Below are 25,446 nucleotides of genomic sequence, written 5' to 3' on the forward strand. Positions count from 1 at the left end.
GCTCGCTCACGTGATAACCCCGCAGGAGCTGGCACAGCGGCTGGGGATTCCAGAGCCCACCCCCGACCAGGCGGCGGTCATCCAGGCGCCGCTCGCGCCGATGGCGGTGATCGCCGGGGCCGGGTCGGGCAAGAGCGAGACGATGGCCGCGCGCGTCGTCTGGCTCGTGGCCAACGGGCTCATCCGGCCCGAACGCGTCCTCGGGCTCACGTTCACCCGCAAGGCCGCCGCCGAGCTGTCCGAGCGCGTGCGCCGCCGGCTCGGGCAGCTCCGCGAGCACGAAGACCTCCTCGACCCGGCGATCCTCGACGGCGAGCCGACCGTCTCGACGTACCACGCGTACGCCGGGCGGCTGTTCGGCGACCACGCGCTGCGGGCGGCGCTGGAGCCCACCATGCGGCTCATCACACCCGCGGTGGCCTGGCAGATCGCCGCTCGCGTCGTGGACGCCTACGACGGGCCCATGGACCACGTCGAGTGGGCGCCCGACACCGTCACCAAGGCGGTCATCGCGCTGGCCGGCGAGATGTCGGAGCACCTGCGCACCCCCGGCGACGTCCGCGAGGTCGGCGCGTGGCTGCGCGAGCGCCTCGCCGAGGTCAAGAAGCCGACCAAGACCCACCAGGGCAGGATCATGGACACCCAGGCGCTGCGCGAGCAGCTCCTGCCGCTCGTCGAGGCGTACCAGCGGGCCAAGGCCAAGCGCGAGGTGCTCGACCACGGTGACCAACTGGCGCTCGCCGCGCGGATCGCCCGCGACCATCGCGAGGTCGGGGTGATCGAACGCTCCCGCTACGGCGTGGTGCTGCTCGACGAGTACCAGGACACCAGCCACGCGCAGCTTGTCCTGCTCAAGTCGATCTTCGGCGGCGGCCACCCGGTGACGGCCGTCGGCGACCCCTGCCAGTCGATCTACGGCTGGCGCGGCGCCAGCGCGGGCAACCTCCTCGGCTTCGTCCGCGACTTCCCCGAGGGCGACCGCCCCGCCCCGATGCGGCAGCTGTCCACCAGCTTCCGCAACGGTGAGCGCATCCTCGACGCCGCCGCCCGCATCCAGACGGAGCTGCGCGAGGAGGCCAAGGACGTGCCGCGCCTGTGGCCGGGCGCGGCCCAGCAGGCGCGCGGCCGTATCGAGTGCGCGCTGCTCGACACCGTCGAGGACGAGGCCGAGCGCCTGGCCGAGCGCCTGGCCGCCCTGCTGCGGCAGCCGCGCGACATCGCCCCGGACGGCGCGGTCTGGGACCACGTCACGCGGCACGGCGCCGGCCTGCAACCGTCCGACATCGCCGTCCTCGCCCGCAAACGCTCGCAGTTCCCCCTGATCAGGACGGCGCTGGAGGCACGCGGCATACCGGTCGAGGTCGTCGGCCTCGGCGGGCTGCTCACCGTGCCCGAGGTGCAGGACGTCGTCGCCACGCTCAAGGTCGTGCACGACCCGTCCGCCGGCGCGTCGCTGGCGCGGCTGCTCACCGGGCCGCGCTGGCGCCTCGGCCCGCGCGACCTCGTCGCGCTCGGCCGCCGCGCCCGCGAGCTGGCGCGCGAGGCCTCCCGCGACGTCGACCCCGAGGCCGGCGTCCTGCCCGAGCGGGAGACCGCCGACCCGCTGCGGCAGGTGGTCGAGGAGCTGAACGACGAGAACGGCAGCCTCGTCGACGCGCTCGACGACCTCGGCCCGGCCGAGGCGTACAGCGCGGAGGGCTTCGCGCGGCTGGAGCGGCTGCGCGACGAGCTGCGGGTGCTGCGGCGCCACGTCGGCCTGGCCCTGCCCGACTTGGTCACCGAGGTCGAGCGCACCCTCGGCCTCGACATCGAGGTCGCCGCGCGTACGGGACTGGACCCGGTGACCGCCCGCGCCGACCTCGACGCGTTCGTCGACGCGGCGGCGTCCTTCGCGGGCGACGCCGAGGACCCCACGCTGGGGGCGTTCCTCGCCTACCTCAGCGCCGCGGAGTCGGAGGAGTTCGGGCTGGAGGCCGGGCGGGTCGGGGAGACGAACAGCGTCAAGCTCCTGACCGTGCACGCCGCCAAGGGCCTCGAATGGGAGGTCGTGGCCATCCCCGGCCTGGCCGTGAACCCGACCAAGGACGGCGCGCCCGGCAAGGGCTCGATCTTCCCCTCCACGCCGCAGAGCTCCTCGCGCTGGACCACCAACGCCCGCGCCCTGCCGTACCCACTGCGCGGCGACCGGGTCGACCTGCCCGCGCTGCCCGGCCTGACCAAGGGCGACATCGAGACCTTCAACACCGCCACCGCCGAACGCGACGTGCGTGAGGAGCGCCGGCTGGCCTATGTCGCGGTCACCCGCGCCAAGCACCTGCTCATCGCGACCGGCTACCGCTGGGGCACGGGGAGCCGCTCGCTTCAGCCCTCGCCGTTCCTGGAGGAGATCCGCGAGGCCTGCGAGGCCGGCGCGGGCCAGGTCGGCTACTGGGCCGACGAGCCGATCGGCGAGGAGAACCCCCTCCTCGCCGAGCAGGAGACCGCCACCTGGCCGGTCGCCCCGCCGAACCCCTGGCAGGAAGATCCGCAGGGGCCGCCCGCGGACGAGCGCCACGCCGCGATCGCCGAGGGTGCCCGCATGGTCGAGGACGCGATGCGGGGCCGCTCCCGCCCCACCGCCTACGCGCCCCTCGCCGAGGCCGACCGGCGGCGCGTCTCGGCGTGGGCGCGCGACGTCGAGCTGCTCCTCGCCGAGCGCGACCGCGCCCGCGGCAACGACGGCCTGGCCGTCGACCTGCCCGCGCACCTGTCGGTCTCGTCACTGGTCACGCTGGCCCGCGACCCGGCCGCGCTGGCGCGCCAGATCCGCCGCCCGCTGCCACGCCCGCCCGCCCCGTACGCCCGGCGCGGCACCGCGTTCCACCGCTGGCTGGAGTCGCGCTGGGGCCAGCAGCGGCTGCTCGACCTGGACGACCTGCCCGGCGCCTCCGACGAGGGCGCCGCGGCCGACGGGCAGCTCGAGGCGCTGCAAAAGGCGTTCGAGGCCAGCGCCTGGGCCGACCGCGAGCCGTACGACATCGAGGTGCCGTTCGAGACGCTGATCGGCGACCGGCTGATCCGCGGCCGGATGGACGCCGTGTTCCGGGTCGAGGGCGGCGGCTACGAGGTGGTCGACTGGAAGACCGGCCGCCCGCCCTCCGGGGAGGAGGCGCGCGTCGCCGGCGTCCAGCTCGCGGCGTACCGGCTGGCCTGGGCCCGGCTCGCCGGAGTCGCCGTCGAGCGGGTGAGCGCCGCGTTCCACTACGTCGCCGCGAACGTGACCGTACGCCCCGCCGACCTGCTGGACGAGGACGGCCTCACCGAGCTGCTGGGCCGCATCCCCTCGGCCTGACGCCGCGCCGGCCGGAAGGACGAAGACCTCGGCCACGCCCGACGCGACGAAATGGCCGACCGGATCCGACAGCAGCTGGAGTCGCCGCCCGGCCTGAACGGGGTCAGCAGGTCGCGAAGCGGTGCGACGGGGCGCCCGGCGGGCTGACGTCGCGGTCGCGCAGGACGACCGACAGCCGGCCGTCGCGGTCGCGGCAGGCCGCCTTCAGGTCGCGCTCGCGGTACTCGATGTCGAAGACGCGGCCCGGGTACGCCGACGCGTAGCGGTCGCACTCGTCGTAGCGGCCGCACTCCTCGGCGACGGCGAAGTCGAAGCCGATGCTCTGGCGGCGGGACAGCAACTCGGCGGTGTTCTTCTGCCCGATGGCCAGGCCGTCGGCGTGGGCGCGGCGGGCCAGGAGGGCGGCGAACGCGACGTTGTCGCCTGGGGTCAGCCGTCCGCCGGACCGCTCGTAGGAGTCGAGGTTGTCCGGCTCCACCGCCTGGAAGCCCCGGTGCGCGCAGCCGTCGATCCAGGCGCCCACGATCGCGGCGGCCGCGGCCCGCCGGTCGGGCGTCGAGACGTCCAGGAGCGCCTCGCGCCCCGTGCGGGGCGGGACGGCTCGGTGCCGCCGCTTTCCGGCGAGGAGTCCCGTACGAGCACGACGGCGATCACCGCGACGGCGACGACCACCGCCGCGCCGATCACCAGCGCGGCCCGGCGCGGACGACTCCGGAAGACGGCCATGCGCGGAAGGTATCGGCCCGGGACGCCGGGCGCTAACCGGGCCCGACGTAGTGGACCGACGGCTTGGGGTGCATCAGGAAGTCGTGGTGGGAGATGTTCCAGGCGTACGCCCCGGCCATCGCGAAGGCCACGACGTCGCCGACCGCGATGCGTTCCACGGCCACGTCGCGGGCGAAGACGTCCTTGGGCGTGCACAGCTGGCCCACGAGCGTCACCGGGCCGCCCACGCTCTCGCCGTCGCCCACGGGCAGCACGGTGAACGGCTGGTCGTGTCCCTTGGCCGCCGGCGTGCGCAGGTGGTGGGTGCCGCCGCGCAGCACGGCGTACGACGCTCCGTGGGTGCGCTTGACGTCCAGCACGTCGGTGACGTACCAGCCGCAGTAGGCCGTGACCGCGCGGCCCGGCTCGATGCGCAGGACCTCACCGGGCCGCCGCAGCGCGGCCAGCCCCGACCCGTACGCCGCCCAGTCGAACCGGCGCCCGGGGTCCCGGTAGTCGACGGCCATGCCGCCGCCGACGTTGACCTCGGCCGGGCTCTCCAGCCACGACCGCGCCCAGCCGAGCACGTGGGCCGCCACCTCCAGCAGCGGCTCCGCCTCCAGGCCCGACGCCAGATGGGCGTGCATGCCGCGCAGCCGCAGCCAGGGCGCCTCGGCCAGCAGGTCCAGGCAGCGCCCGAGCGCCTCGGCGTCCATGCCGAACGGCCCGCTCATCCGCAGCGACGCCCCGGCCGCCGCGAGGGGCAGGTTCACCCGCAGCAGCACGTCCGCCTCGCGGCGCAGCGCGGCCAGGTGCCGCAGCTCCAGCGGCGACTCGACGTGGATCCGGTGCACGGCGGTCGCCGCGGCCAGCTCCGCCTCGGTCTTGCCCGGCCCGCCGAACGCCAGCCGGGCCTCCGGCAGCACCGCGCGCACGTGGGCCAGTTCGCCGCCCGAGGAGACCTCCACCCCGTCGACGTGCGGGGCGAGCGCCGTCAGGATCCGTGCGTCGGGGTTGGCCTTGGCCGCGTAGTACAGCTCCGCGGGGACCGCCGCGCGGATCGCGGCGGCGTGCGCGGCCAGGCCGGCGAGGTCGTAGACGTAGGCGGGCGGCTCGGCCGACAGCGCCCGCTCCCGCACGGCGTCGGGGATCATCACGGGCTCACGGCGAGGTCGGCGAGGGGGTTGGACACGGCGACGTAGGGCGCGGCGCGGTCGGCGTCGCGGGCCCAGCGCGTGCGCAGGTTGGCCTTGGCGGGCAGGGGCACGCCCGCGAGCAGGGCGCGCAGCCGGGCCGCGCCGCCGGGCACGGCCGGCGCGTCCTCGGCGCACCGGGCGACGTGGTGGCGGGCCAGCCGCCACAGCTCGCGCTCCAGCGCCGGGCACAGGTCCGCGACGGCCGCGGCGACCTCGGCGAGATGGTTGACGAACAGGCAGTACACCACGCGGTCCCAGCCGCGCTCCGGCTCGTAGGTCATCGCGCGCGCCACCGGTCCGGGCAGTTCGCCGAGGAACGACGCCCACGGTCCGGGCAGCAGCTTGGTGCCCTCCAGGTCGCGGAAGATCGCCTGCATGGGCATGCCGTCGGCGTCCACGGCGACCAGGACGTTCTGCAGGTGGGGTTCGAGGACGACGCCGTGGTCGAGGTAGGCGCGCAGCACCGGCGGGGCGACGTGGCGGACGTAGGCGTCCCACCAGGCCAGCAGGTGCTCGGGGGAGGAGCCGCCGAGCAGCCGGGCGACGGCGGCGCCGCTGCGGGCGTACGGGTCGGCGATGGCGGCGGCGAGCAGCGGCGTGCCCGCGAAGCCCCGGACGCCCTCGCGGACGATGACGCCGAGCCCCTCGTGCAGCCGCGGGTCACCGACCGAGACCGTACGGTAGCCGGGCTCGCCGAGCAGCCCGGCCGGCAGTCCGTCGAACACCGGCCGCAGCGCGCGGGTCAGCGCCACCGCGCCGGGCAGTTCGTACCAGGCGTTCTTGCGCACGCAGTTGGTGATGCGCACGTCGAGGCTGAACTTCAGGAACGCGTCGGGCACGTACACGGTGCGCACCGAGGAGGTCGGCGCGGCCTCCGGGCCGTACGGGCCCAGGTCGATGATCGCGTCCGAGGCGGGGGCGAGCAGCGCGAGCTGCCAGGGGTGCGCGGGCAGCACGCGGTAGCCGGCGCGCACCGGCGGGCCGATCCGGTCCAGCAGCGTGACGTCGCCCTCCTCGGCGACCGCGTCCTCGCGCACCGCGAGCCAGCGCAGCGGGAAGCGGCGGCCGGTCTCGGGGGCGTAGGACGGCCAGTCCGCGCCCTGCCGCGCCTTGGGCGAGGGGTGGAACCGGTGCCCGGCGATCAGGGCCTGCTCCGAGTCGAGGTACGGGTCGGTCTCCGGCGGCCGGCCTTCGCCGATCATCGTCTCGACGGCGTCGTGGCTCGCCGCGACCTGCTCGGCGAACTCCGGGTTGGCCTCACCGGTCGTCAGCTCCAGCTCCCCGGCGACCAGCTCGGCGAGCCGTCGCCAGCCGAGCGGGACCCAGCCGTCGCGCAGCTCCTCGACCGGCGCGGCGAGTCGCGGGGTCATCACCGGCGGACGCAGCAGCCGCGCCCGCAACATCGCGCCGACGCGGGGCAGCCGCACGACGAGGTACGGGTGGGCCGGCCAGATCTGGCGTTCCGGCGCGCACAGCTCGCGTACCGCGCAGTTGAGCAGGGCGAGCGCGGTGATCTCACCGGCGTCGGCGCGCGGGGGCGGCGGGGCCGGCACCGGCCGGACGGGAACGGCGTGGGCGAGCGACGTCAAGACGCGGACCTCTTCGGATAGTTCTTCAGGTAGTTCGGCCCGGAGGGACCGTAGTGCTTGTTGATGTCCTCGGCGCCGGTACGGTCCTTGCCGACGAGAGTGCCGGCGGTGACCATGGCCTTGCCGGGCAGCCGGTCGGCATCGAGGGTCCGGGCGCGCAGGAAACCGGTGGGGTCGTGCGCGGTGAGCGCCGCGTCGAGACGGTCGCGGATCAGCTCCAGGCCCGTGGCGAGGGGCAGCAGGCCGCGTTCGGCGAGGCCGAAGGCGATGGCGCCCGCGCACAGGTGCACGGTGATCGTGACGAAGACCTTGGCCAGGGCCTCCGGATCGGCGGTCGGCAGCCGCTGGTCGGCGAACTCACCGGGGCCGGGCGCCTCGCCGAGCGCGTCGCCGAGGCGCCGCAGGTCGATGAGCGCCCCGTCGTTGTCCTTGATCATCAGGCGTATCGGCGGCCCGGGGACGATCGAGACGTTCTGCTGGTGCGCCTCCAGCGCGATGCCGTACCGCGTCAGCAGCGGGACGTTCCAGCGGAACAGCGCCTCCAGGTAGTCGCCGAAGAAGGCGGCCACGTCGCCGGTCAGCTCCTCGATGACGTAGCGGCCCTCCGGCGGGCGGGCGAGCAGGGCCGCGACCGGGACGCCGTCGGCCGGCATCCGCCGCAGCAGGTAACCGCGGAGCGGGTCGTCGGCGTGCCCGTAGGTCTGTTCGTCGGCGAGGAGGACGGGTGCGTTCTCGCGCTCGACGACGGCGCGGAGCAGGCGTTCGACCAGGGCGCCGTCGGAGAGCGTGCCCGGCATGATCACGCGGCGGTTGCGCAGGCCGAGCGTGCTCGTCGGCAGCGGCAGCTTGAGCTGCTCGCGCGACCCGACGGCCACCGTCCGCATGGACAGCGTGGGCCGTACGGTCACCGCGGGGCCGGTGACGGTGGGGAGCAGCCGGGCCGTCAGCGGGTGCACCGGGAACACGTCGGTCCCGTCCGGCAGGCCCAGGTCGGCGGCCGTGGGCCACCAGTCCGGGCGCACGCCCTGGCAGCTGGACCGCGGCACGGCGGTCCAGCAGAGCCGGAACGACGGGCCGAACTCCGGAGCGTAGGCGAGCAGGTCGCGCTCTTCCAGGCCCAGGCGGCACCGCGCGGTCGGATAGACCGGGTGGTCGACGGCGGCGGCGAGCGCCTCGTAGCGGGTCACGCCGCCGGGGCGCGGCCGTACCGCGTCGTACAGGCGGAGCGCGCGCAGCGCCTCACGGCACTCGCGCTCGAACGCGGCGACGTCGTCGCGGGGGTCGGCGAGCGCGCGGGTGGCCGCGAGCACCTCGTCGAGGGTGAGCGCGTCGTCGTCGACCACGTGTGCGGCCAGGAAACCGGGGTGGCGGCCCGTCCCGTCGCGCTCACCCGTCAGCGCGACGGCGCGCCCGCCCGGCAGCGTCAGCCGCCCGTCCGCGACGTGCCGCGACAGCCGGCCGTAGTCCTCGCGCAGGAGCGCGTCGAGCACGCGAGTGGCGAGGTAGACCTCGCGTTCGCGGGACCGCGCGGGCGCGACGGTCTCGCCGGTCAAGGGACGATCTCCCATGTGTTCCGCTCACGGAACGCGCGGATCGCCGCGTCGACCGCGGCGGCGTCGGGGCCGATCGCGCGGATCATGCCGAGGTAGTCGCGGTTGGTGCGGGTCGGCTCGATCAGGTCGCCGGGCGCGCGGACCGGCCAGTAGGCGAGCCGTACGCCGTGGGCCGCGTGCTCCTGGCGCTCCGGCGCGGAGGCCAGGGTGCCGGGCCGGTCCGCGATCACCGAGTCGACCGCGGCGTGCCCGGTGGCGGCCGGTACGGGCGGCACCGGCTCGCCGAGGTGGGCGCGGAGCACTAATTCGAAGATCGGCACGCCGAGCAGCTCGCCGAGCAGGAAGTCGCAGTGGTCGCCGATGATCCGGTAGTTCACCTCGACGACGCGGGCGCGGCCCTCGTGCACGACGTACTCGGTGTGGCAGGCGCCGAGACCGACTCCCAGCGTGCGCAGGGCGGCCAGGACCTCGCCGGCGCAGGGCGGCGCCGTCCAGTCGAGACGTTCCTCGACGAAGTGCGGCGGGGGCAACAGCGTCGTGCGGAACCCGCCGAGGACCTGGCCGTTCAGGGTCTCGAGCGTGTGCAGCGCGCCGGGGAGGTACTCCTCGGCGACGAGCGCCTCGGGCCGGCGGGCCCAGATCTCGGCGCACCGGGCCTTCAGCTCGTCCGGATCGCCGACGAGGAAGACGTCCTCGCTGGCCACGCCCTCGCGCGGCTTGACCACGAGCGGGTAGGGCGCGTCGCCGGGCGGCTCCTCTCCGGGCCACAGCTCGACGGCGTACACCCCGCCGAGCGCGCGGCGCATGAGCGCCTTGTTCTTGGCGCGCAGGGTGGCGCGCCAGTCCTTGGCCGGCAGGCCGAAGAACTCCGCGGCCAGCGCCGCCGGCGTCTGCAGGTGGTCGCTGTTGGAGAAGATCGCCGCGGGCTCGCCGGCGCGGGTGACGGCGGTGACGATCGACCGGAAGTCCGTGACGTCGCAGCGGAGGGTCTCCGCCGGCCACTCGCGGTCGGTCAGCAGCGTGACGTCCAGGCCGAGCGCGGCGGCGGCCGGGAGGAACCCGTGTGTCACCGAGTCGGTCTGCTTGCCGGCCACGATGTAGAGCCGCACGGGTCCCCCGGTTCGTCGAAGCTGGAGTGAGGTAAGGCTTACCTAAGCTCAGGGTGACCATAGTGGCGCGCGCTCACGGTCCGGCGCAACACGAACGCCGCGCGTGTCTCGCGGGCGCGGCGGCACCGGGCCTGTCTCGAAGCGGGGCTTTGAGACAGGCCCTGGGCCCACCGATGCCCGGCGGCTCTCGCGCGACCGGCGCTCGGCTCATCACCGGTGCCCGGCGGCTCTCGCGCGACCGGCGCTTGGATAGCCTGCCAGGCGATGAACGCTTCGAAGCCGACTGTGCTGCAGACCGGGGACGTCCGGTTCGTGCGCGACCGCCGGGCCCTGCTCGACGACGTCTCCCTGACCATGCGCGAGGGCGAGCACTGGGCCCTGCTCGGCGCCAACGGCGCCGGCAAGTCCACGCTGCTCAGCCTGCTCGGCGCGTACCAGCATCCGACGAGCGGATGGGTGGACGTGCTGGGCCGCCGCCTCGGCCGGGTGGACGTACGCGAGCTGCGCGCCCTGATCGGGCACGTCAACCCCAACCACCCGCTGCGGTCCGCCCGCACCGTCCACGAGATCATCCTCACCGGGCTGACCGGCAGCATCGAGCTGGTGCCGCACTGGAAGCCCGAGCCGGAGCAGCTCGACCGCGCGGAGGAGCTCATCGAACTGCTCGGGCTGGCGCCCCGCCGCGAGGCCCGCTGGCCGACGCTGTCCCACGGCGAGCGCGGCCGCACGCTCATCGCCCGCGCCCTCATGCCGCAACCCCGGCTGCTCCTGCTCGACGAGCCCGCCACCGGGCTCGACGTCGCGGCGCGAGAGCGGCTGCTGAGCTCGATCGACGGTCTTCGGCGCGCCCAGCCGTCGCTGACCAGCGTGCTCGTCACCCACCATCTCGAAGAGCTCCCGGCCAGCACCACCCACGCGATCCTGCTCCGGCAGGGCCGGGTGCTCGCCTCCGGAGCGGCCGACGGCGTCCTGACGACCGAGCTGATCAGCGCCTGCTTCGACCACCCCATCACCATCGAGCGGGCCGGCGGACGCTGGACCGCCCGCGCCTCCTGATGGACCTGCTGCCGCGCTGGCCGGGCCCGGAGCCGCTCGGCGCCGAGCTGCTGCGCCGCTACGCCGAGCCGCACCGCCGCTACCACACCACCCGGCACCTCGCCGAGGTGCTCGACCACGTCGACGAGCTGGCCGGCGAGGCCGCCGACGCCGGCACCGTGCGCCTCGCGGCCTGGTTCCACGACGCGGTCTACGACCCGACGCGTGGTGACAACGAGGAGCGCAGCGCCGTGCTGGCCGAGCGGATGCTCGCCGACACCGACCTGTCCGCCGCGACGGTCGCCGAGGTGGCCCGCCTCGTACGGCTGACCGCGACCCACGACCCGGCGGAGGGCGACCGCGACGGCGCCGTGCTGTGCGACGCCGACCTGGCCGTCCTCGCCGCGCCTCCGGACCGCTACGCGGACTACGCCGCCGCCGTCCGCGAGGAGTACGCCGCGGTGCCGGACGAGGCCTTCCGCGCCGGCCGCGCGGAGATCCTGCGCGGCCTGCTCGCCCTGCCCGCGCTGTACCGTACGGCGCCCGCGCGTGAGCGCTGGGAGGCCGCCGCACGGCACAACGTCGAGACCGAGCTCATGCTCCTGGGGAGTGCTTCCGGCGGCGCAGTCCCGCCCGGATGAGGCGCGCCACGAGCTCCTGTGACCCGATCGGCTCCGCGCCCAGCCGAAGTGCGGGTTCGTACAGGTCGGCGGGCACGTCGTAGTGGTCGCGTTCGAAGGCGCGGGGCGGCATGCCGAGCCGCGCGGCGAAGTCGTGCAGCTCCGCGAACGACGTGTCGCTGACCATGTGGGACCACAACCGTCCGCGGGCGGGCCACAGGGGGCGGTCGATGAAGACGGTCACGGCATTAGAGTGCCAGAAGACGTCGCACCTGCGAGGAAGCGGTTCAATGGACGTACGCGAATACATCGAGGCCAACGCGAGCGGTTTCTTCACCACGCTGAAGGAGTGGCTCGCGATCCCGTCGATCTCCGGTGACCCCGCGCGCCGCGGTGACGTGCGGCGCTCCGCGGAATGGCTCCAAGCGCATCTGCGCGAGACCGGGTTCCCCGTCGTGGAGATCTGGGAGACCGGCACACAGGACGCCCCCGGCCTGCCGGCCGTGTTCGCCGAGTGGCCCGCGGCCGATCCCGCCGCGCCGACCGTCGTCGTCTACGGCCACCACGACGTGCAGCCGGTCGAACCGCTCGCCGAGTGGGAGACCGCGCCGTTCGAGCCGGTCGAGCGGGGCGACCAGATCGTCGGCCGCGGTGCGTCCGACGACAAGGGGCAGGTGCTCTTCCATACGCTCGGGCTGAAGGCGAACCTCGCCGCGAGCGGCACCACCGCGCCCCCGGTCACGATCAAGATGCTGGTCGAGGGCGAGGAGGAGTCCGGCTCGCCGCACTTCGCCCAGCTCCTGCGCGACCGCCGCGACCGGCTGGCCTGCGACGCCGTCGTGATCAGCGACACGACCATGTGGGCCGCCGACGTGCCGTCCCTGTGCACCGGCATGCGGGGCCTCACCGAGGCGGAGGTCTCGCTGTACGGGCCGTCCTCCGACCTGCACTCCGGCTCGTTCGGCGGCGCGGTGCCCAACCCGCTGCACGCCATGACGTCGCTGCTCGCGGGCCTGCACGACGAGCGGAACCGCGTCACGCTCAAGGGCTTCTACGACGGCGTCGTGGAGCTCACGGACGAGGAGCGGGAGCTGTTCGCGCGGCTGCCGTTCGACGAGGCCGCGTGGCTGGAGACGGCCGGCGAGAGCCGGGCGGCCTTCGGCGAGGAGGGCTTCACCACGCTGGAGCGGGTCTGGGCGCGGCCCACCGCCGAGATCAACGGCATGTGGGGCGGCCACACCGGTCCGGGCGGCAAGACGATCGTGCCGCGCGAGGCGCACGCCAAGCTGTCGTTCCGGCTGGTCGCGGGCCAGGACCCGAAGGCGGTGCAGGAGGCGTTCGCCGCCTATGTCGAGGAGCACACCCCGCCCGGGGTGGAGGCGCGCGTGAGGTTCCCCAGCGGCGGCGTGCGCCCGTGCTTCTCGCCGATCGACTCCGCGGGCGTACGGGCGGCCCGGCGGGCGATGGAGCGCGCGTTCGGCACGGAGGTGCTGTTCACCCGCGAGGGCGGCAGCGGCCCCGAGGCCGACCTCGCCGACGTCCTGGAGGCACCGCTGGTCTTCATCGCGGTCGGGCTGGACGAGGACCGCATCCACGCGCCCAACGAGAAGGTGGACAAGCCGCTGCTGCTCAAGGGCGCCGAAGCCGCCGCCTACCTCTGGCACGAGTTCGTCTCATGATCGAAAGCACGCTGGGATGGCTGGCGCTCTCCCGCGGGGCGCTCGACCGCGTCGGCGAGCGCCGTCGTGACGACGCGTGGCTTGCGGAGACCTGGGCGAATCCCCGCACGCGGGTCATCGTGGTCGAGGGAGGCAAGGCGCTCGTACGGCCCGAGCCGGCGCTGGTGTTCGTCCCGCCGGAGCAGGCGCCCGAGGGCGAGCGCTACCTGCTGGGCGTCGACGGCGAGGAGACCGCCTACTTCGCGGTGTCGGCCCCACTGCCCGCGATCGAGGGCACCGAGCCGGCGGGCCTGCGCGCGGTCGGCGCGCGGCTCAACGACCGCGACGCCGGCCTGCTCACCCAGGCCGTCGCGCTGCAGAACTGGCACGAGACCCACACGCACTGCCCGCGCTGCGGCGCCGTCACCGCGCCGGCGTCCGCGGGCCACATCCGGGTCTGCACGGTGGACGGCTCGGAGCACTTCCCCCGTACGGACCCGGCAGTGATCATGCTGGTGCACGACGACGAGCGGATGCTGCTGGCCAGCAGCCACAAGTGGCCGGCGCGACGGATGTCGATCCTGGCGGGGTTCGTGGAACCGGGAGAGTCGCTGGAGCAGGCGGTGGCACGTGAGGTCCGTGAGGAGGTGGGGGTGGAGGTGCACGACTGCCGTTACCTCGGCAGCCAGCCGTGGCCCCTGCCGCGCAGCCTCATGCTGGGGTTCTTCGCCCGCGCGTACGACGGTCAGGATCTGCGCGTGGACGGCGAGGAGATCAAGAGCGCCCGCTGGTTCACCCGGGAGGAGCTGCGGGCCGCCACGGAGTCGGGGGAGCTGGGGCTGCCCGGCCGGATCTCGATCGCCCGGCAGCTCATCGAACGCTGGTACGGCGACGAGTTGCCCGGTGAGTGGTGAGGGGCAACCCGCCGCCGCCGCGTGGGATGGGGGAGGGGGAGCCGGCCGTACGGCCTGGTCGACGGGGGCCAACGTCGCCAGACCGTACGGCGGTCCGTTCGGCCCGGGGCGGCCGTCGGGTTGGGGGCGCAGGGGCTCGACCGGGGGCCGGCCGCTCAGTAGGGGAGCAGGCGACCGGACGGGGAACGAAGGTCGAGCTCGGGGAGCGGGACGGCGCGCGGCCGGCGGACCTTGACGCGGATGCGGCGCATGGTGCGGTCCTTTGCTCGTTCTGTGGCTGACGGGTCTCAGGCGGCGAGCGTCAACGGACGGGCGGGGTGGGGCGACACGGTGTGCCCGTCCGGGAACAGCTCGCCGGTGTCGTCGAAGACCACGACACCGTTGCAGAGCAGGCTCCAGCCCTGCTCCGGGTGCGCGGAGATGACGCGTGCGGCGGTGTGGTCCTCGGCAGTGGCTTCGGGGCACTGCGGCCAGTGCTGGCACATGACGTCTTCTCCTCTCTGGCTGGTCGGCTGGGGTTATGCCTCCACAATCGCGCCTCCGGCGCGTCGTGTCTGCGCGGCCAGCCCCCATTTGCCTGTCCTGCCAGCGCCAGTGCCCACCCCCCTGCTAGCCGGTATACGCCCGATTCGGCGGCACTGGACGGGGCTGTGACCTGGGCTTTCGCGGGATCACCAGTGGCGCCCGGCCAGCGGGAGGGCCTATATTCCGGTTAGCGGCAATGCGTATTCGGCCATCGAGTCGCCAGACTGGGGTCATGGACATGCGCTGTCTGATCGTTGACGACAACGACCGTTTCCTCGAGACCGCCCGCGGGGTTCTCGAGCGTGACGGTATCAACGTTGTCGGTGTCGCGTCAGATGGCCAGGAGGCGCTTGAGAAGGTCGGTGAACTCCGTCCCACCGTGGCCCTCGTCGACGTCTGTCTCGGCGACGAGTGCGGCGTCGAGCTCGCCGGTCTGCTGATCGACGAGTCGCCCTCCAAACCGGTCGTGATCCTGATCTCCACCTATCCGGCGGACGACTTCGCCGACATCGTCGCGGGCAGCGCGGCACTCGGCTTCCTGCCCAAGTCGGAGCTGTCCGGCCCGGCGCTCCGCAAGATGATCGGCGAGATCGACCGGGCCTCCTCCGAGCAGCCCGGCTAGATTTACCGGTTGTCCAGGAAGGTGATCACGGCGAGCACACGCCTGTGGTCGTCCTCGGTCTCCGGCAGCTGCATCCGCGCCAGAATGCTGCGTACGTGCTTCTCCACCGTGCCCTCGGTGATCCACAGGCGGTTGGCGATTCCCGCGTTCGACCGCCCCTCGGCCATCAGCGTGAGCACCTCGCGCTCGCGTTCGGTCAGGCCCTCCAAAGGATCGTCCTTGTGCCGGGCGGTCAGCAGCTCCTGGACCAGCCCCGGGTCGACCACCGAGCCGCCCTGGGCGATCCGCTCCACCGTCTCGATGAACTCCCGCACCTCGGTGACCCGGCTCTTCAGCAGGTAGCCGACCCGCTGGCCGGCGGCGAGCAGCTCGGTCGCCTGGTCGACCTCGACATGGGCCGACAGCAGGAGGATTCCGATCGCGGGGAACTCCCGGCGGATCACCTGGGCCGCGTCCAGCCCCTCGGTCTCGTACGCCGGAGGCATGCGAATGTCGACGATGGCGACGTCGGGCCGGTGTTCGCGCACGGCGGCGATGAGCTCCTCGCCGTCGCCCGCCTGCGCGACGATCTCGAACCCCGACCGTTCGAGGAGACTCGCGAGTCCCGCGCGGAGCAGCACGTCGTCTTCGGCCAGGGCGATCCGCGCCTTACGTTCGACCATCACTCTCCTCCGCACGTAGAGTGATTCCACACCAACCCTAATCTCATTATCGGCCAGTATCCGCTGGTCGAGAGGATGAGCAGTGATCGGATGGGCGTCCCCGCAGTCGAGGGGCGTCGCTCCACGGGGGCTGAGCCGGCGGGTGATCATCGCGACCGCGCTGTTCGCGCTCCTGATGGCCGCGACCTTCCTGCTCTTCGCCGGGGCGATCGCAGGGCTGCGCCACGCGGCGACGCTGTCGGGCCGGTCGGAGGAGGTGCTCGCCGCCTCGAACCGCCTCGACCGGCTCGTCGTGGAGTTGCAGTCGGGTGCGCGCGGGTATCAGATCACCCATGACGAGATGTTCCTGAAGCCCTGGAAGGCCGCCCGCGCCGCCCTTCCCGGCCAGGCGGCGAAGTTCCGGCGGGTGGCCGCCGAGATCAATCCCGACCAGGCGAAACGCGCCGATACGATCGCGCGTGCCGCGACGTCCTTCCTCGAGGACTTCTCGGTGCCGCTCGTGACCGCGTTGCAGCAGGGGCGGCAGCCGGGCGTGTCATCCGCCCAGGCGGTCGCGGAGGGGCAGCGGCGGCTCGCCGCCCTGCGCTCCGACTTCGACCGGTTCGTGACCGTCCAGCGATCGGTCACCTCCCACAACCAGCAGCGTTCGCTGACGGCGTCGCGGCGGGCCATGGCCATGGCGGGCGCGGCGGCGGTGAGCTCGATCACGCTGGCCCTGCTCTTCACCTCCTACCTGACGCGCGCCCTCGTACGCCCGGTGCGCCGCGCGTCGATCATGGCGGCCGACCTGGCCCGCGGAGAGCTGGGCGTCCGCATGCCCGAGACGTCGCTCGGCGAGATCGGCCTGCTCGAACGCTCGTTCAACACGATGGCGCGCTCGCTGGAGATGAGCCACCACCGGCTCTGCCGGATCGCCGATGAGCAGGCGGCGCTGCGCCGCGTGGCCACGCTCGTGGCGCGCGGGGTCTCCCCGCACGAGGTGTTCGAGACGGTCGCCGCCGAGCTGGGCCACATCCTGGGCGCGGACTTCGTCGTGATCAACCGTTTCGAGCCCGACCGGATGGAGACGGTGGTCGGTTCCTGGAAGTCGGATGAGTGCGGCGAGGCCGCCCCGCCCGTCGGTTCGCGCTGGTCGCTGGAGGGCCGGAGCCTGGAGTCGTCGGTGGAGCGGACCGGCCGCCCGGCCCGCATGACCGATTACCAGCGCGCCACCAGCGGGATCGGTGTCTGGGCGCGGACGCGCGGGGTCAGGTCCGGGGCCGGCTGCCCCGTCGTGGTCGAGGGCCGCCGGTGGGGCGTGATGATCGCCTTCACGACGGCGGAGGAGCCCCAGCCCGAGGGCATCGAGGCGCGCATGACCGAGTACACCGAGCTGGTCGGCACCGCGATCGCCAATGCCGAGACCCGCGCGAAGCTCACCGCCGCCCGTGCCCGCCTGGTGGCCGCCTCCGACGAGACCCGCCGCCGGATCGAGCGCGACCTGCACGACGGCGCCCAGCAGCGGCTCGTGTCCCTGGGCCTGGAGCTGCGCGCGGCCGAGGCGGTCGTCCCCGACGGCCAGAACACGCTGCGCGAGCGGCTCTCCACGACCGTCGAGGGCCTCTCCGGCGTGCTGGAGGACCTGCAGGAGATCTCCCGGGGCCTGCACCCGGCGATCCTGTCCAAGGCCGGCCTGCGCCCCGCCATCAAGACGCTCGCCCGCCGGGCCGGGATCCCGGTGGAGCTGGAACTGAACATCGACGGGCGCCTCGACGAACGGATCGAGGTGGCCGTCTACTACATCGTCGCGGAGGCGGTGACGAACGCGACCGGCCACGCGTCCGCCTCCGTGGTACGTGTCCGGCTCGACGTCGTCGACGAGGGGATCAGCCTGCGCGTGGAGGACGACGGGACCGGCGGAGCCATCCCCGACCCCGGCGGCTCGGGTCTCATCGGCCTGAAGGACCGCGTCGAGGCGCTCGGCGGCACGATCGAGGTCGACAGCCCGGACGGCACGTGCACCAGGCTCGACATCCGGATTCCCCTCTGGCCGGGCCGTTCGCCGCGATACGGGGCCTGACCGCACTCCTCACGGCCGACGGCCGGCCGGATGACGCGGGCCGCCTCGGATCCCCACCCGGTCCCGCGAACGAGATATGACTTGATTTTCTCTCGCTTTCAGAGCAATCTGAACTCGCGTCATTACTTGATGGGAGTCCGAGATGTCACAGCGAAACATTCCTGTCCTGATCGTCGGCGGAGCGCTGACCGGCCTGTCCGCCGCGGTGTTCCTCGCCTGGCACGGCGTGCCCTGCGTGCTCGTCGAGCGGCACCCGGACCTGCTGATCCATCCGCGGCTGCGCGGGGTGAACCCGCGGACGATGGAGCTGCTCCGCCAGGTCGGGCTGGAGTCGGCGGTGAAGAAGGCGGGTTTCACCAGCCGCGACTGGTCCCCGGTGATCGCGCGGACCCTCGCCGACGAGGAGTACGTCAGGCCGGACGAGCCGGACACCGGGTTCGACCCGGACGCGAGCCCGTGCTCGTACGAGGCCATCGACCAGGACCGCCTGGAGATCCTCCTGCGGGCGCGAGCCGAGGAACTCGGCGCCGACATCCGGTTCTCCACCGAGCTGAGCGATCTCAGTCAGGACGCGGACGGCGTCACGGCCGTGATCACCGATCTGCGCGACGGTACGGCCGAGACGATCCGGGCCGGCCATCTGGTCGCCGCGGACGGCGCGGCCGGCGGGATCCGCGAGCGGCTGGGCGTGCCGGTCGACGGTCCCGGCGTGCTGGCCCACGTGGTCACCGTCATGGCCGACGCCGACCTCACGCCGGCGCTGCGCGGGCGGCCGGTCAGCATCGCCTACCTGAACCATCCGCGCCCCGGAACCGTGCTGATGGCCCACGATGAGGCGGGGAAGCGCTGGATCTTCGGCGTCGGATACTCGCCGGATGACGAGTCGCCGGCCGACTATCCGCCCGAGCGTTGCGCCGCCCTGCTGCGCGAGGCGGCCGGTACACCGGACGCCGAGGTGACGATCCGCCCGCAGATTCCGGGCACCGAGACGAAGGTCCTCGGTTTCACGCTCGGTGCCCGGCTCGCCCGCGACTACCGCGTGGGCCGGATCCTCATCGCGGGCGACGCCGCGCACATCGTGCCGCCGACCGGCGGCCTCGGCGGGAACACCTGCGTGCAGGACGCGCACAACCTCGCCTGGAAGCTCGCCGCGGTGCTGGGCGGCCAGGCCGGGCCGGCGCTGCTCGACACCTACGACGCGGAGCGCCGGCCGGTCGGCGCCCTGACCCTGACCCAGGCTCAGGCGCACGCCGGGGGCCGGATGGGGCTCGGGGACGGCCGGCCGGCCGAGCTGGTCGAGACGGACGCGATCGTGTTCGGCTACGGCTACCGGTCGGCGGCGGTGGCCGGAGGCGGCGCCGGCCGGCCGCTGCTCCCGCGCGAGCTGGGCGGGCGGCCCGGCCACCGCGCGCCGCACGTGCCGGTCCGCGTGGCCGGCCGGCCGATGTCCACTCTCGACCTGTACGGGCGGCGGTGGGTGCTGCTGTCCGGCCCGGCCGGCGACTGGCCGAGGGCCGCCGAGGAGGCCGGGCGTGAGCTGGACCTGCCGATCGACGTCCACCGGTTCGGCGAGGACCTCGACGGAGACGACCTCGAGGCACGCCACGGCATCGGACCGGAGGGCGCCCTTCTCGTGCGGCCCGACGGATTCGTCGCCTGGCGCTGCGAAGACGCCGGACCTCGCGCCGATGTCGCCGGCGTGCTGCGCCGGCTGCTCTGCCGCTGACGGCCGAGCGGAACACTCCGGACCCCGCGATTCCCACGCCCGAATGTGTGGTTCGCGGGGTCTTCCTCTTGACGTCCGGGCTCATATGGGCGTAAACACATGGAAACCAAAAAGAAACGGCGGTGAAGCAACACGATGTGCGCCCAGGAGAAGCATCGGGCGGCGCGGCGCTGTGCGGGTGCCGAATGATCGTCACGTTGACGCTCAACCCCAGCCTGGACCGGACCATCGAGGTGGACCGGCTCGTCCGTGGCACGATGACCCGGGCGACCTCGGCCCGGCTCGACCCCGGCGGCAAGGGGGTGAACGTCTCCCGCGCCCTGCTCGCCAACCAGGTGCCCTCGGTCGCGGTGCTGCCCGTGGGCGGCGCCGACGGCGAGCAGCTCGTACGGCTCCTGGAGGCCGACGGCATCCCGCTGCGCGCGGTCCCCGTCGCGGGGCGCACCCGGTCCAACGTGACGATCGCCGAGCCCGACGGCGTGGTCACCAAGCTGAATGAGCCCGGAGAGCCGCTGTCCGGCTCCGAACTCGGTGCGGTCGCCGACGCGGTGCTCGCCACGACCGAGTCGGCGAGCTGGGTCGTGACGTGCGGCAGCCTGCCTCCGGGCGTGCCCGCGGGGATCTACGCCCAGATGTGTGAGTTCTTCACGCAGGCGGGCGTGCAGGTCGCCGTCGACGCCAGCGGTCCGGCGCTGCTGGCCGCGGTCGAGGCCTCTCCGGTGCTGATCAAGCCCAACCGGGAGGAGCTCGCCGAGGCCGTCGGTCACCCGGTCGACAGCGTCGGCGACGCGGTCGAGGCGGCCCAGGCCCTGCGCGAACGCGGGGCGGGCAGTGTGCTCGCCAGTCTCGGCGCGGACGGCGCCGTACTGGTCGAGGACGACGGAGTCACCATCGGCGAGGCGCCGGTCGCCGCGGCGAGGAGCACGGTGGGGGCCGGAGACGCCCTGCTCGCCGGGTTCCTGGCCGCGGGCGCTCGGGGGAGCGCGGCGCTCGCCGAAGGGCTGGCATGGGGGGCCGCCGCGGTGCGCCTGCCCGCCAGCCGCATGCCGCGACCGGAGGACATCCGGCGCGACATCGTCCATATCCATGCGCGGCCGGATCTCGGCCGGTCACTCATCGCCTAGATTCCCGAACCCCCTAAGGGAGGCCCTTATGGCCACTCCATACACACCACAGATCACCGGGCAAGGTCCCAAGGCGCAGATCCAGCGCCTCGGCGGCCATCTCGCCGGCATGGTGATGCCGAACATCGGGGCGTTCATCGCCTGGGGCCTGATCACCGCGCTGTTCATCCCGACCGGCTGGCTGCCCAACAAGGAGTTCGGCGCGCTGGTCGACCCGACCATCAACGTCCTGCTGCCGGTGCTGATCGGCTACACCGGCGGCCGGATGGTGCACGGCCAGCGCGGCGCCGTGGTCGGCGCGGTCGCCACGATGGGGGTCGTGGTCGGCGCCGGCATCCCGATGTTCCTCGGCGCGATGGTCATGGGCCCGCTCACGGCGTACGTGCTCAAGCTCGTCGACGGCTACATCCAGGACCGGACCAAGCCCGGGTTCGAGATGCTGGTGGACAACTTCACCGCCGGCATCATCGGCGGCGCGGCGGCGGTGTTCGGCAACTGGGGGATCAAGCCGATCGTCACGCACGTGACCGACGCCGCGGGCAGCGCCGTCGAATGGCTGATCCACCACCACCTGCTGCCGCTCGCCTCGGTGCTGGTCGAGCCGGCCAAGGTGCTGTTCCTCAACAACGCCGTCAACCACGGCGTCCTCGGCCCGCTGGGTGTCGCCGAGGCGGCCAAGCACGGTAAGTCGATCATGTTCATGATCGAGTCCAACCCCGGCCCCGGCCTCGGCGTGCTGGCCGCCTACCTGCTGTTCGGCCCCCGGACCCTGCGCCCGAGCGTGCCGGCCGCGATGGTCATCCAGTTCCTGGGCGGCATCCACGAGATCTACTTCCCCTACATCCTGATGAAGCCGCGCCTGATCCTCGCCACCATGGCCGGCGGCGCGGCGGGCATCGGAACGTTCATGGTCACCGGCGCGGGTCTGGTCGCCACCCCGTCCCCGGGCAGCATCTTCGCGTACGCCGCCGAGACCCCTCGGGGCGGCTACTTCGGGGTCTTCCTCGGCATCCTGATCGCCGCGGCGGTCTCCTTCGCGGTCGGCTCGGTCCTCCTCGGATTCGGCCGTCTGAACGGAGACGATAAAACCGAACCAGAACTCGATGCCGCGGCGGCCGAGACGCCCGCGGCGGAGACCACGGCCGGCGAGGCGCCGGTCGCGCAGAACACGACCGACGAGACGAAGACCGACCAGGCGAAGGCCGACGAGGCCCCGACCCCCGAGACCGCACCCCACGGAGCGTGACCAACGATGAACGGCAAAGACGTCCACAAGATCATTGTCGCCTGCGACGCCGGCATGGGCAGCAGCGTCATGCTCGCCAGCCAGCTGCGTAAGGAACTGAGGAAGCACTCGGTCACGGTCGAGCACACGCCGGTCAACTCGATCCCCGACGACGCCGACATCGTCGTCTGCCACCAGGGCCTCGCCGACCGCGCGGCGGCGGGCGCCGGCGGCAAGCCGATCGTGAAGTTCCAGGTCTTCCTCGGCGACCCCGCGGTGACCAAGCTCGTCTCCGCCATCAAGAACGGCGGAGAGATCAGTGCCTGAACTGCTCGACCGCCGCGCCGTGCGGCTCGACGCGGCGGCCACCGGTCGCGACGACGCCATCCGCCAGTGCGGTGAGGCGCTCGTCACGGCCGGGGCCGTCGAGCCGGCCTACGTCGACACGATGCTCGAACGCGAGCGGTCCGTGTCGACGTACGTCGGCGAGGGCGTCGCGATCCCGCACGGCACCCTGAACGGCAAGGACGCCGTGCGGCACGACGCGGTCTCCTTCGTCCGCTTCCCCGACGGCGTCGCCTGGGGCGACGAGCGGGTGGTGCTGTGCATCGGCATCGCCGCGCGCGGCGACGGCCACGTGCGCCTGCTCTCCGAGCTGGCCCAGATCCTGCTCGACCCGGACCGGGCGCGCGCCCTCCGCGAGACGAACGACATCGACGAAGTGGTCCGGCTGCTGCAGCCGGCCGGAGAAGAGGAACCAGCGTGAAGGTCGCCCGCTTCTACTCACCCGGAGACATCCGCGTCGAGGACGCGCCGGAGCCGTCCCCCGGCCCCGGGGACGTCAAGATCCGGGTGCGCAACTGCTCGACCTGCGGCACCGACGTGAAGATCTCCAAGTTCGGCCACCACCACATCCGGCCGCCACGGGTCATGGGCCACGAGATCGCCGGCGAGGTGGCCGAGGTCGGCGAGGGCGTGACCGGCTGGCGGCCCGGCGACCGGGTCCAGGTCATCGCGGCGATCCCCGACGGCACCTGTGAAGAGTGCCGCCGCGGCCGGATGACGGTGTGCCCGAACCAGGAGTCGATGGGGTACCACTACGACGGCGGTTTCGCCGAGTACACGATCGTGCCGGCCAAGGTCCTCGCCGTCGACGGGCTCAACCGGCTGCCCGAGGGCATCGGGTTCGACGAGGCGTCGGTGGCTGAGCCGCTCGCCTGCGTGCTCAACGGCCAGGAGCTCGCGCGCATCGGCGAGGGCGACGACGTCGTGGTCATGGGCGCCGGCCCGATCGGCTGCCTGCACGTACGCCTGGCGCGCGCACGCGGCGCCGCCCGGGTCTTCCTCGCCGACATCAACCCCGACCGGCTCGCCATGTCCGCCGACCGGGTGAAGCCGGACGCCGCGATCCACGGCACCGACCTGGTCGACCAGGTCATGAAGCTGACGGACGGGCGGGGCGCCGACGCCATCATCACCGCCGCCGCCTCCGGCGCCGCGCAGGAGCAGGCGCTGCAGATGGCCGCCCGGCAGGGCCGGATCAGCTTCTTCGGCGGGCTGCCCAAGGACAACCCGGTCATCGCCTGCGACTCCAACCTCGTCCACTACCGGGAGCTGACCATCGTGGGCGCGAACGGCTCCAGCCCGGCGCACAACGCCCGCGCCCTGGATCTCATCGCCTCCGGCGCGGTCCCGGTGGCCGATCTGATCACCCACCGCCTGCCACTCGCGGACGTGCTCGAGGGCATCGACATCGTGGCCCGCGGCACCGCCATCAAGGTCACCATCGAACCCTGACAGGAGTTCACATGCCGATGCGCACCGTGGTCATCGCGTCCCGTACGGGCCTGCACGCCCGGCCCGCGGCGCTGTTCGTCAAGGCCGCCTCCGAGCAGAGCGTCCCGGTCAAGATCCGGGTCGGCGAGGGCAAGGCCGTACCGGCCGCCAGCATGCTCGCCGTCCTGTCGCTGGGCGCCGGGCACGGCACGGAGGTCACCCTGGAGGCCGACGGGCCGGGCGCCGACGACGCGCTCGACTCCCTGGCCGCCCTGCTCGCCCGCGACCTGGACGCGGAGGAAACGAGCGATGCCTGACACGCTGCGGGGCATCGGCGTCAGTCCGGGCCTCGCGGCCGGGCCCGTCGCGCGGATGAGCCCGCCGCCGTCGCTGCCGGAGCGGCGCACCGTCGCCGATCCGGAGCGGGAGGCCGTCGTCGCGGCCGACGCGCTGCGGGCCGCCGAGAGCCGGCTGCGCGAGCGTGCCGCCGCGGCGGCCGGCGCGGCGCGCGACGTCCTCGACGCCCAGGCGATGATCGCCGCCGATCCCATGCTGCTGGAGGGCGTGACCGCCCGGATCAAGGACGGCGCGGACGCGCCGCACGCCCTGCGGGAGACGTTCGAGGAGCACCGCCGGACCCTCGAGGAGCTCGGCGGCTACCTCGCCGAGCGCGCCGCCGACCTGGACGACATCGCCCACCGGGCGATCGCCGCCGCGCTGGGCGTGCCGATGCCCGGCGTGCCGTCGCCCGGGCACCCGTTCGTGCTGGTCGCCGACGATCTGGCGCCCGCCGACACGGCGACGCTCGACCCGGCGAGCGTGCTCGCGCTGGTGACCGAGCGCGGCGGCCCGACGAGCCACACCGCCATCCTGGCGCGCTCGCTCGGCCTGCCCGCCGTGGTCGGCTGCGCCGGCGCGCTCGACCTCGCCGACGGGGCGGCCGTGACGGTGGACGGCACCACCGGGCAGGTGTGCTCCGGCGTCACCGACGACGAGGTGACCCGCGTCCGCGAACGGGCGGAGGAGGAGCGCGCCCGGCTCGCGGGCGGCAAGGGCCCGGGGCGGACCGCCGACGGGCACCCGGTCGACCTGATGCTCAACATCGGCTCGGCCGCCGACCTCGCGGGCGTGGACCTGACCGACGTCGCGGGGGTGGGGCTGTTCCGCACCGAGTTCCTGTTCCTGGACCGCCACGACGCGCCCGACCTCGAAGAGCAGGTCGCCGCCTACACCGAGGCGTTCACCCTCCTCGAGCGCGGCACGATCGTCGTACGGACCCTGGACGCCGGGGCGGACAAACCGCTGCCCTTCCTCGGCCAGCCCGAGGAGCCCAACCCGGCACTCGGCGTCCGCGGCCTGCGTGTCGCGCGGGACCGCCCGGAGATCCTCGCCACCCAGCTCGAAGCCATCGCGATCGCCGCGGAGCGGACGACGGCCGACGTCTGGGTGATGGCGCCGATGGTCTCGACCCGGGCGGAGGCCGAGGAGTTCGCCGCGCGGGCCCGCGACCACGGGCTGGCCACGGCGGGCGTGATGATCGAGGTACCGGCGGCGGCGCTGCGCGCGGCGCGGTTCCTCGACGTCGTGGACTTCCTCAGCATCGGCACGAACGATCTGAGCCAGTACACGCTCGCCGCGGACCGGCAGGCCGGCGGCCTGGCGGACCTGCTCGATCCGTGGCAGCCCGCGCTGCTGGAGCTGATCGGACGGTGCGCGGCGGCCGGAAAGGCGTCGGGCCGTTCGGTCGGGATCTGCGGGGAGGCGGCGGCCGACCCGCTGCTCGCCCCGGTGCTGGCGGGGCTCGGCATCACCAAGCTGTCGATGAGCCCGCGTGCTCTGCCGGCCGTACGCGCGAGCCTGGCGGCGCACACCCTCGCCGACTGCGAGCGCCTCGCCGCCCGCGCCCTGGAGACCGACGACGCCGCCGGAGCCCGCGCCGCCGTCCTCGCTGAGAACTCCTAGGCCGTGTTTCAGAAGCCGTCGGGACGGGCTGGCGCCGCGGTCGGCGTGTTGATGA

The 25,446-nt window shown here is 73.6% G+C and carries 23 protein-coding genes; 15 read left to right on the forward strand and 8 right to left on the reverse strand.

Features of this window, described 5'->3' with window-relative positions; genetic code table 11:
* Positions 1-10: 10 nt before the first annotated feature.
* On the forward strand, positions 11-3,331 hold the full coding sequence (locus tag ABEA10_RS01500) for an ATP-dependent helicase (protein ID WP_345456256.1): 3,321 nt from the start codon (positions 11-13) through the stop codon (positions 3,329-3,331).
* A 103-nt stretch (positions 3,332-3,434) separates the two neighbouring features.
* Here ABEA10_RS01500 and ABEA10_RS01505 read toward each other — a convergent pair whose 3' ends face one another.
* The 5 genes from ABEA10_RS01505 to ABEA10_RS01525 are packed head-to-tail and all read right to left on the reverse strand — an operon-like array spanning position 3,435 to position 9,483.
* Positions 3,435-4,070, reverse strand: coding sequence for an endo alpha-1,4 polygalactosaminidase (locus ABEA10_RS01505; RefSeq protein ID WP_345456319.1), 636 nt, complete (start codon positions 4,068-4,070; stop codon positions 3,435-3,437).
* 19 nt (positions 4,071-4,089) lie between these two features.
* The gene (locus ABEA10_RS01510) at positions 4,090-5,190 is read right to left on the reverse strand and encodes an alanine racemase (RefSeq protein WP_345456259.1); all 1,101 of its coding nucleotides are present in this window, start codon (positions 5,188-5,190) and stop codon (positions 4,090-4,092) included.
* Complete coding sequence (locus ABEA10_RS01515; protein ID WP_345456262.1) at positions 5,190-6,821, reverse strand: IucA/IucC family protein; 1,632 nt, start codon at positions 6,819-6,821, stop codon at positions 5,190-5,192. The genes ABEA10_RS01510 and ABEA10_RS01515 overlap by 1 nt, the downstream gene beginning before the upstream one ends.
* Positions 6,818-8,374, reverse strand: coding sequence for an IucA/IucC family protein (locus ABEA10_RS01520; RefSeq protein WP_345456265.1), 1,557 nt, complete (start codon positions 8,372-8,374; stop codon positions 6,818-6,820). The genes ABEA10_RS01515 and ABEA10_RS01520 overlap by 4 nt, the downstream gene beginning before the upstream one ends.
* Positions 8,371-9,483, reverse strand: coding sequence for a siderophore biosynthesis protein (locus ABEA10_RS01525; RefSeq protein ID WP_345456268.1), 1,113 nt, complete (start codon positions 9,481-9,483; stop codon positions 8,371-8,373). The genes ABEA10_RS01520 and ABEA10_RS01525 overlap by 4 nt, the downstream gene beginning before the upstream one ends.
* 264 nt (positions 9,484-9,747) lie before the next feature.
* Between ABEA10_RS01525 and ABEA10_RS01530 the strand changes: the two genes are divergently transcribed.
* Together ABEA10_RS01530 and ABEA10_RS01535 are read left to right on the forward strand one after the other, a co-directional pair.
* Positions 9,748-10,539, forward strand: coding sequence for an ABC transporter ATP-binding protein (locus ABEA10_RS01530; protein WP_345456271.1), 792 nt, complete (start codon positions 9,748-9,750; stop codon positions 10,537-10,539).
* Complete coding sequence (locus tag ABEA10_RS01535) at positions 10,539-11,159, forward strand: HD domain-containing protein (protein WP_345456274.1); 621 nt, start codon at positions 10,539-10,541, stop codon at positions 11,157-11,159. Before ABEA10_RS01530 ends, ABEA10_RS01535 begins: the two co-directional genes overlap by 1 nt.
* Here ABEA10_RS01535 and ABEA10_RS01540 read toward each other — a convergent pair.
* On the reverse strand, positions 11,113-11,382 hold the full coding sequence (locus ABEA10_RS01540; RefSeq protein WP_329241460.1) for a DUF4031 domain-containing protein: 270 nt from the start codon (positions 11,380-11,382) through the stop codon (positions 11,113-11,115). The genes ABEA10_RS01535 and ABEA10_RS01540 overlap by 47 nt on opposite strands.
* A 46-nt stretch (positions 11,383-11,428) precedes the next feature.
* Here ABEA10_RS01540 and ABEA10_RS01545 point away from each other — a divergent pair, with 46 nt between their 5' ends.
* Together ABEA10_RS01545 and nudC are read left to right on the forward strand one after the other, a co-directional pair.
* Positions 11,429-12,817, forward strand: coding sequence for a dipeptidase (locus tag ABEA10_RS01545; RefSeq protein WP_345456277.1), 1,389 nt, complete (start codon positions 11,429-11,431; stop codon positions 12,815-12,817).
* A complete protein-coding gene (gene nudC, locus ABEA10_RS01550) occupies positions 12,814-13,710 on the forward strand; it encodes an NAD(+) diphosphatase (protein WP_345456280.1) in 897 nt (298 codons plus the stop codon). Before ABEA10_RS01545 ends, nudC begins: the two co-directional genes overlap by 4 nt.
* A gap of 287 nt (positions 13,711-13,997) precedes the next feature.
* Here the strand turns inward: nudC and ABEA10_RS01555 are convergent, their stop codons facing one another.
* Entirely contained in the window at positions 13,998-14,195 is a 198-nt protein-coding gene (locus ABEA10_RS01555; protein ID WP_285570522.1) for a DUF5999 family protein, read from the reverse strand.
* Between the two features lie 272 nt (positions 14,196-14,467).
* Here ABEA10_RS01555 and ABEA10_RS01560 point away from each other — a divergent pair, with 272 nt between their 5' ends.
* Positions 14,468-14,857 (forward strand): response regulator, encoded by a 390-nt coding sequence (locus tag ABEA10_RS01560; protein ID WP_345456286.1) that lies wholly within the window; start codon positions 14,468-14,470, stop codon positions 14,855-14,857.
* A 2-nt stretch (positions 14,858-14,859) separates the two neighbouring features.
* Here the strand turns inward: ABEA10_RS01560 and ABEA10_RS01565 are convergent, their stop codons facing one another.
* On the reverse strand, positions 14,860-15,519 hold the full coding sequence (locus ABEA10_RS01565) for a response regulator transcription factor (protein ID WP_329241450.1): 660 nt from the start codon (positions 15,517-15,519) through the stop codon (positions 14,860-14,862).
* 82 nt (positions 15,520-15,601) lie between these two features.
* On the opposite strand from ABEA10_RS01565, the gene ABEA10_RS01570 reads away from it, so the two are divergent.
* The 9 genes from ABEA10_RS01570 (at position 15,602) to ptsP (ending at position 25,391) form a co-directional block, all read left to right on the forward strand.
* Positions 15,602-17,578, forward strand: coding sequence for a CHASE3 domain-containing protein (locus ABEA10_RS01570; RefSeq protein WP_345456291.1), 1,977 nt, complete (start codon positions 15,602-15,604; stop codon positions 17,576-17,578).
* Positions 17,579-17,720: 142 nt separating this feature from the next.
* Positions 17,721-19,304, forward strand: coding sequence for an FAD-dependent oxidoreductase (locus ABEA10_RS01575; RefSeq protein WP_345456294.1), 1,584 nt, complete (start codon positions 17,721-17,723; stop codon positions 19,302-19,304).
* Positions 19,305-19,489: 185 nt separating this feature from the next.
* A complete protein-coding gene (pfkB, locus tag ABEA10_RS01580) occupies positions 19,490-20,428 on the forward strand; it encodes a 1-phosphofructokinase (RefSeq protein WP_345456297.1) in 939 nt (312 codons plus the stop codon).
* A 28-nt stretch (positions 20,429-20,456) separates the two neighbouring features.
* The gene (gene mtlA / locus ABEA10_RS01585) at positions 20,457-21,674 is read left to right on the forward strand and encodes a mannitol-specific PTS transporter subunit IIC (RefSeq protein ID WP_345456300.1); all 1,218 of its coding nucleotides are present in this window, start codon (positions 20,457-20,459) and stop codon (positions 21,672-21,674) included.
* Between the two features lie 6 nt (positions 21,675-21,680).
* Positions 21,681-21,980: a PTS sugar transporter subunit IIBC family protein gene (locus ABEA10_RS01590; RefSeq protein ID WP_345456303.1), complete on the forward strand. Its 300-nt coding sequence runs from the start codon at positions 21,681-21,683 to the stop codon at positions 21,978-21,980.
* Entirely contained in the window at positions 21,973-22,419 is a 447-nt protein-coding gene (locus ABEA10_RS01595) for a PTS mannitol transporter subunit IIA (protein ID WP_345456306.1), read from the forward strand. Before ABEA10_RS01590 ends, ABEA10_RS01595 begins: the two co-directional genes overlap by 8 nt.
* Positions 22,416-23,450 (forward strand): zinc-dependent dehydrogenase, encoded by a 1,035-nt coding sequence (locus ABEA10_RS01600; protein WP_329241430.1) that lies wholly within the window; start codon positions 22,416-22,418, stop codon positions 23,448-23,450. Before ABEA10_RS01595 ends, ABEA10_RS01600 begins: the two co-directional genes overlap by 4 nt.
* An 11-nt stretch (positions 23,451-23,461) precedes the next feature.
* Positions 23,462-23,746, forward strand: coding sequence for an HPr family phosphocarrier protein (locus ABEA10_RS01605; RefSeq protein WP_329241427.1), 285 nt, complete (start codon positions 23,462-23,464; stop codon positions 23,744-23,746).
* The gene (gene ptsP, locus ABEA10_RS01610) at positions 23,739-25,391 is read left to right on the forward strand and encodes a phosphoenolpyruvate--protein phosphotransferase (protein ID WP_345456311.1); all 1,653 of its coding nucleotides are present in this window, start codon (positions 23,739-23,741) and stop codon (positions 25,389-25,391) included. Before ABEA10_RS01605 ends, ptsP begins: the two co-directional genes overlap by 8 nt.
* Positions 25,392-25,446: the final 55 nt, after the last annotated feature.

Origin of the sequence: Actinoallomurus oryzae, assembly GCF_039541955.1 — a bacterium.
Lineage (GTDB): Bacteria > Actinomycetota > Actinomycetes > Streptosporangiales > Streptosporangiaceae > Actinoallomurus > Actinoallomurus oryzae.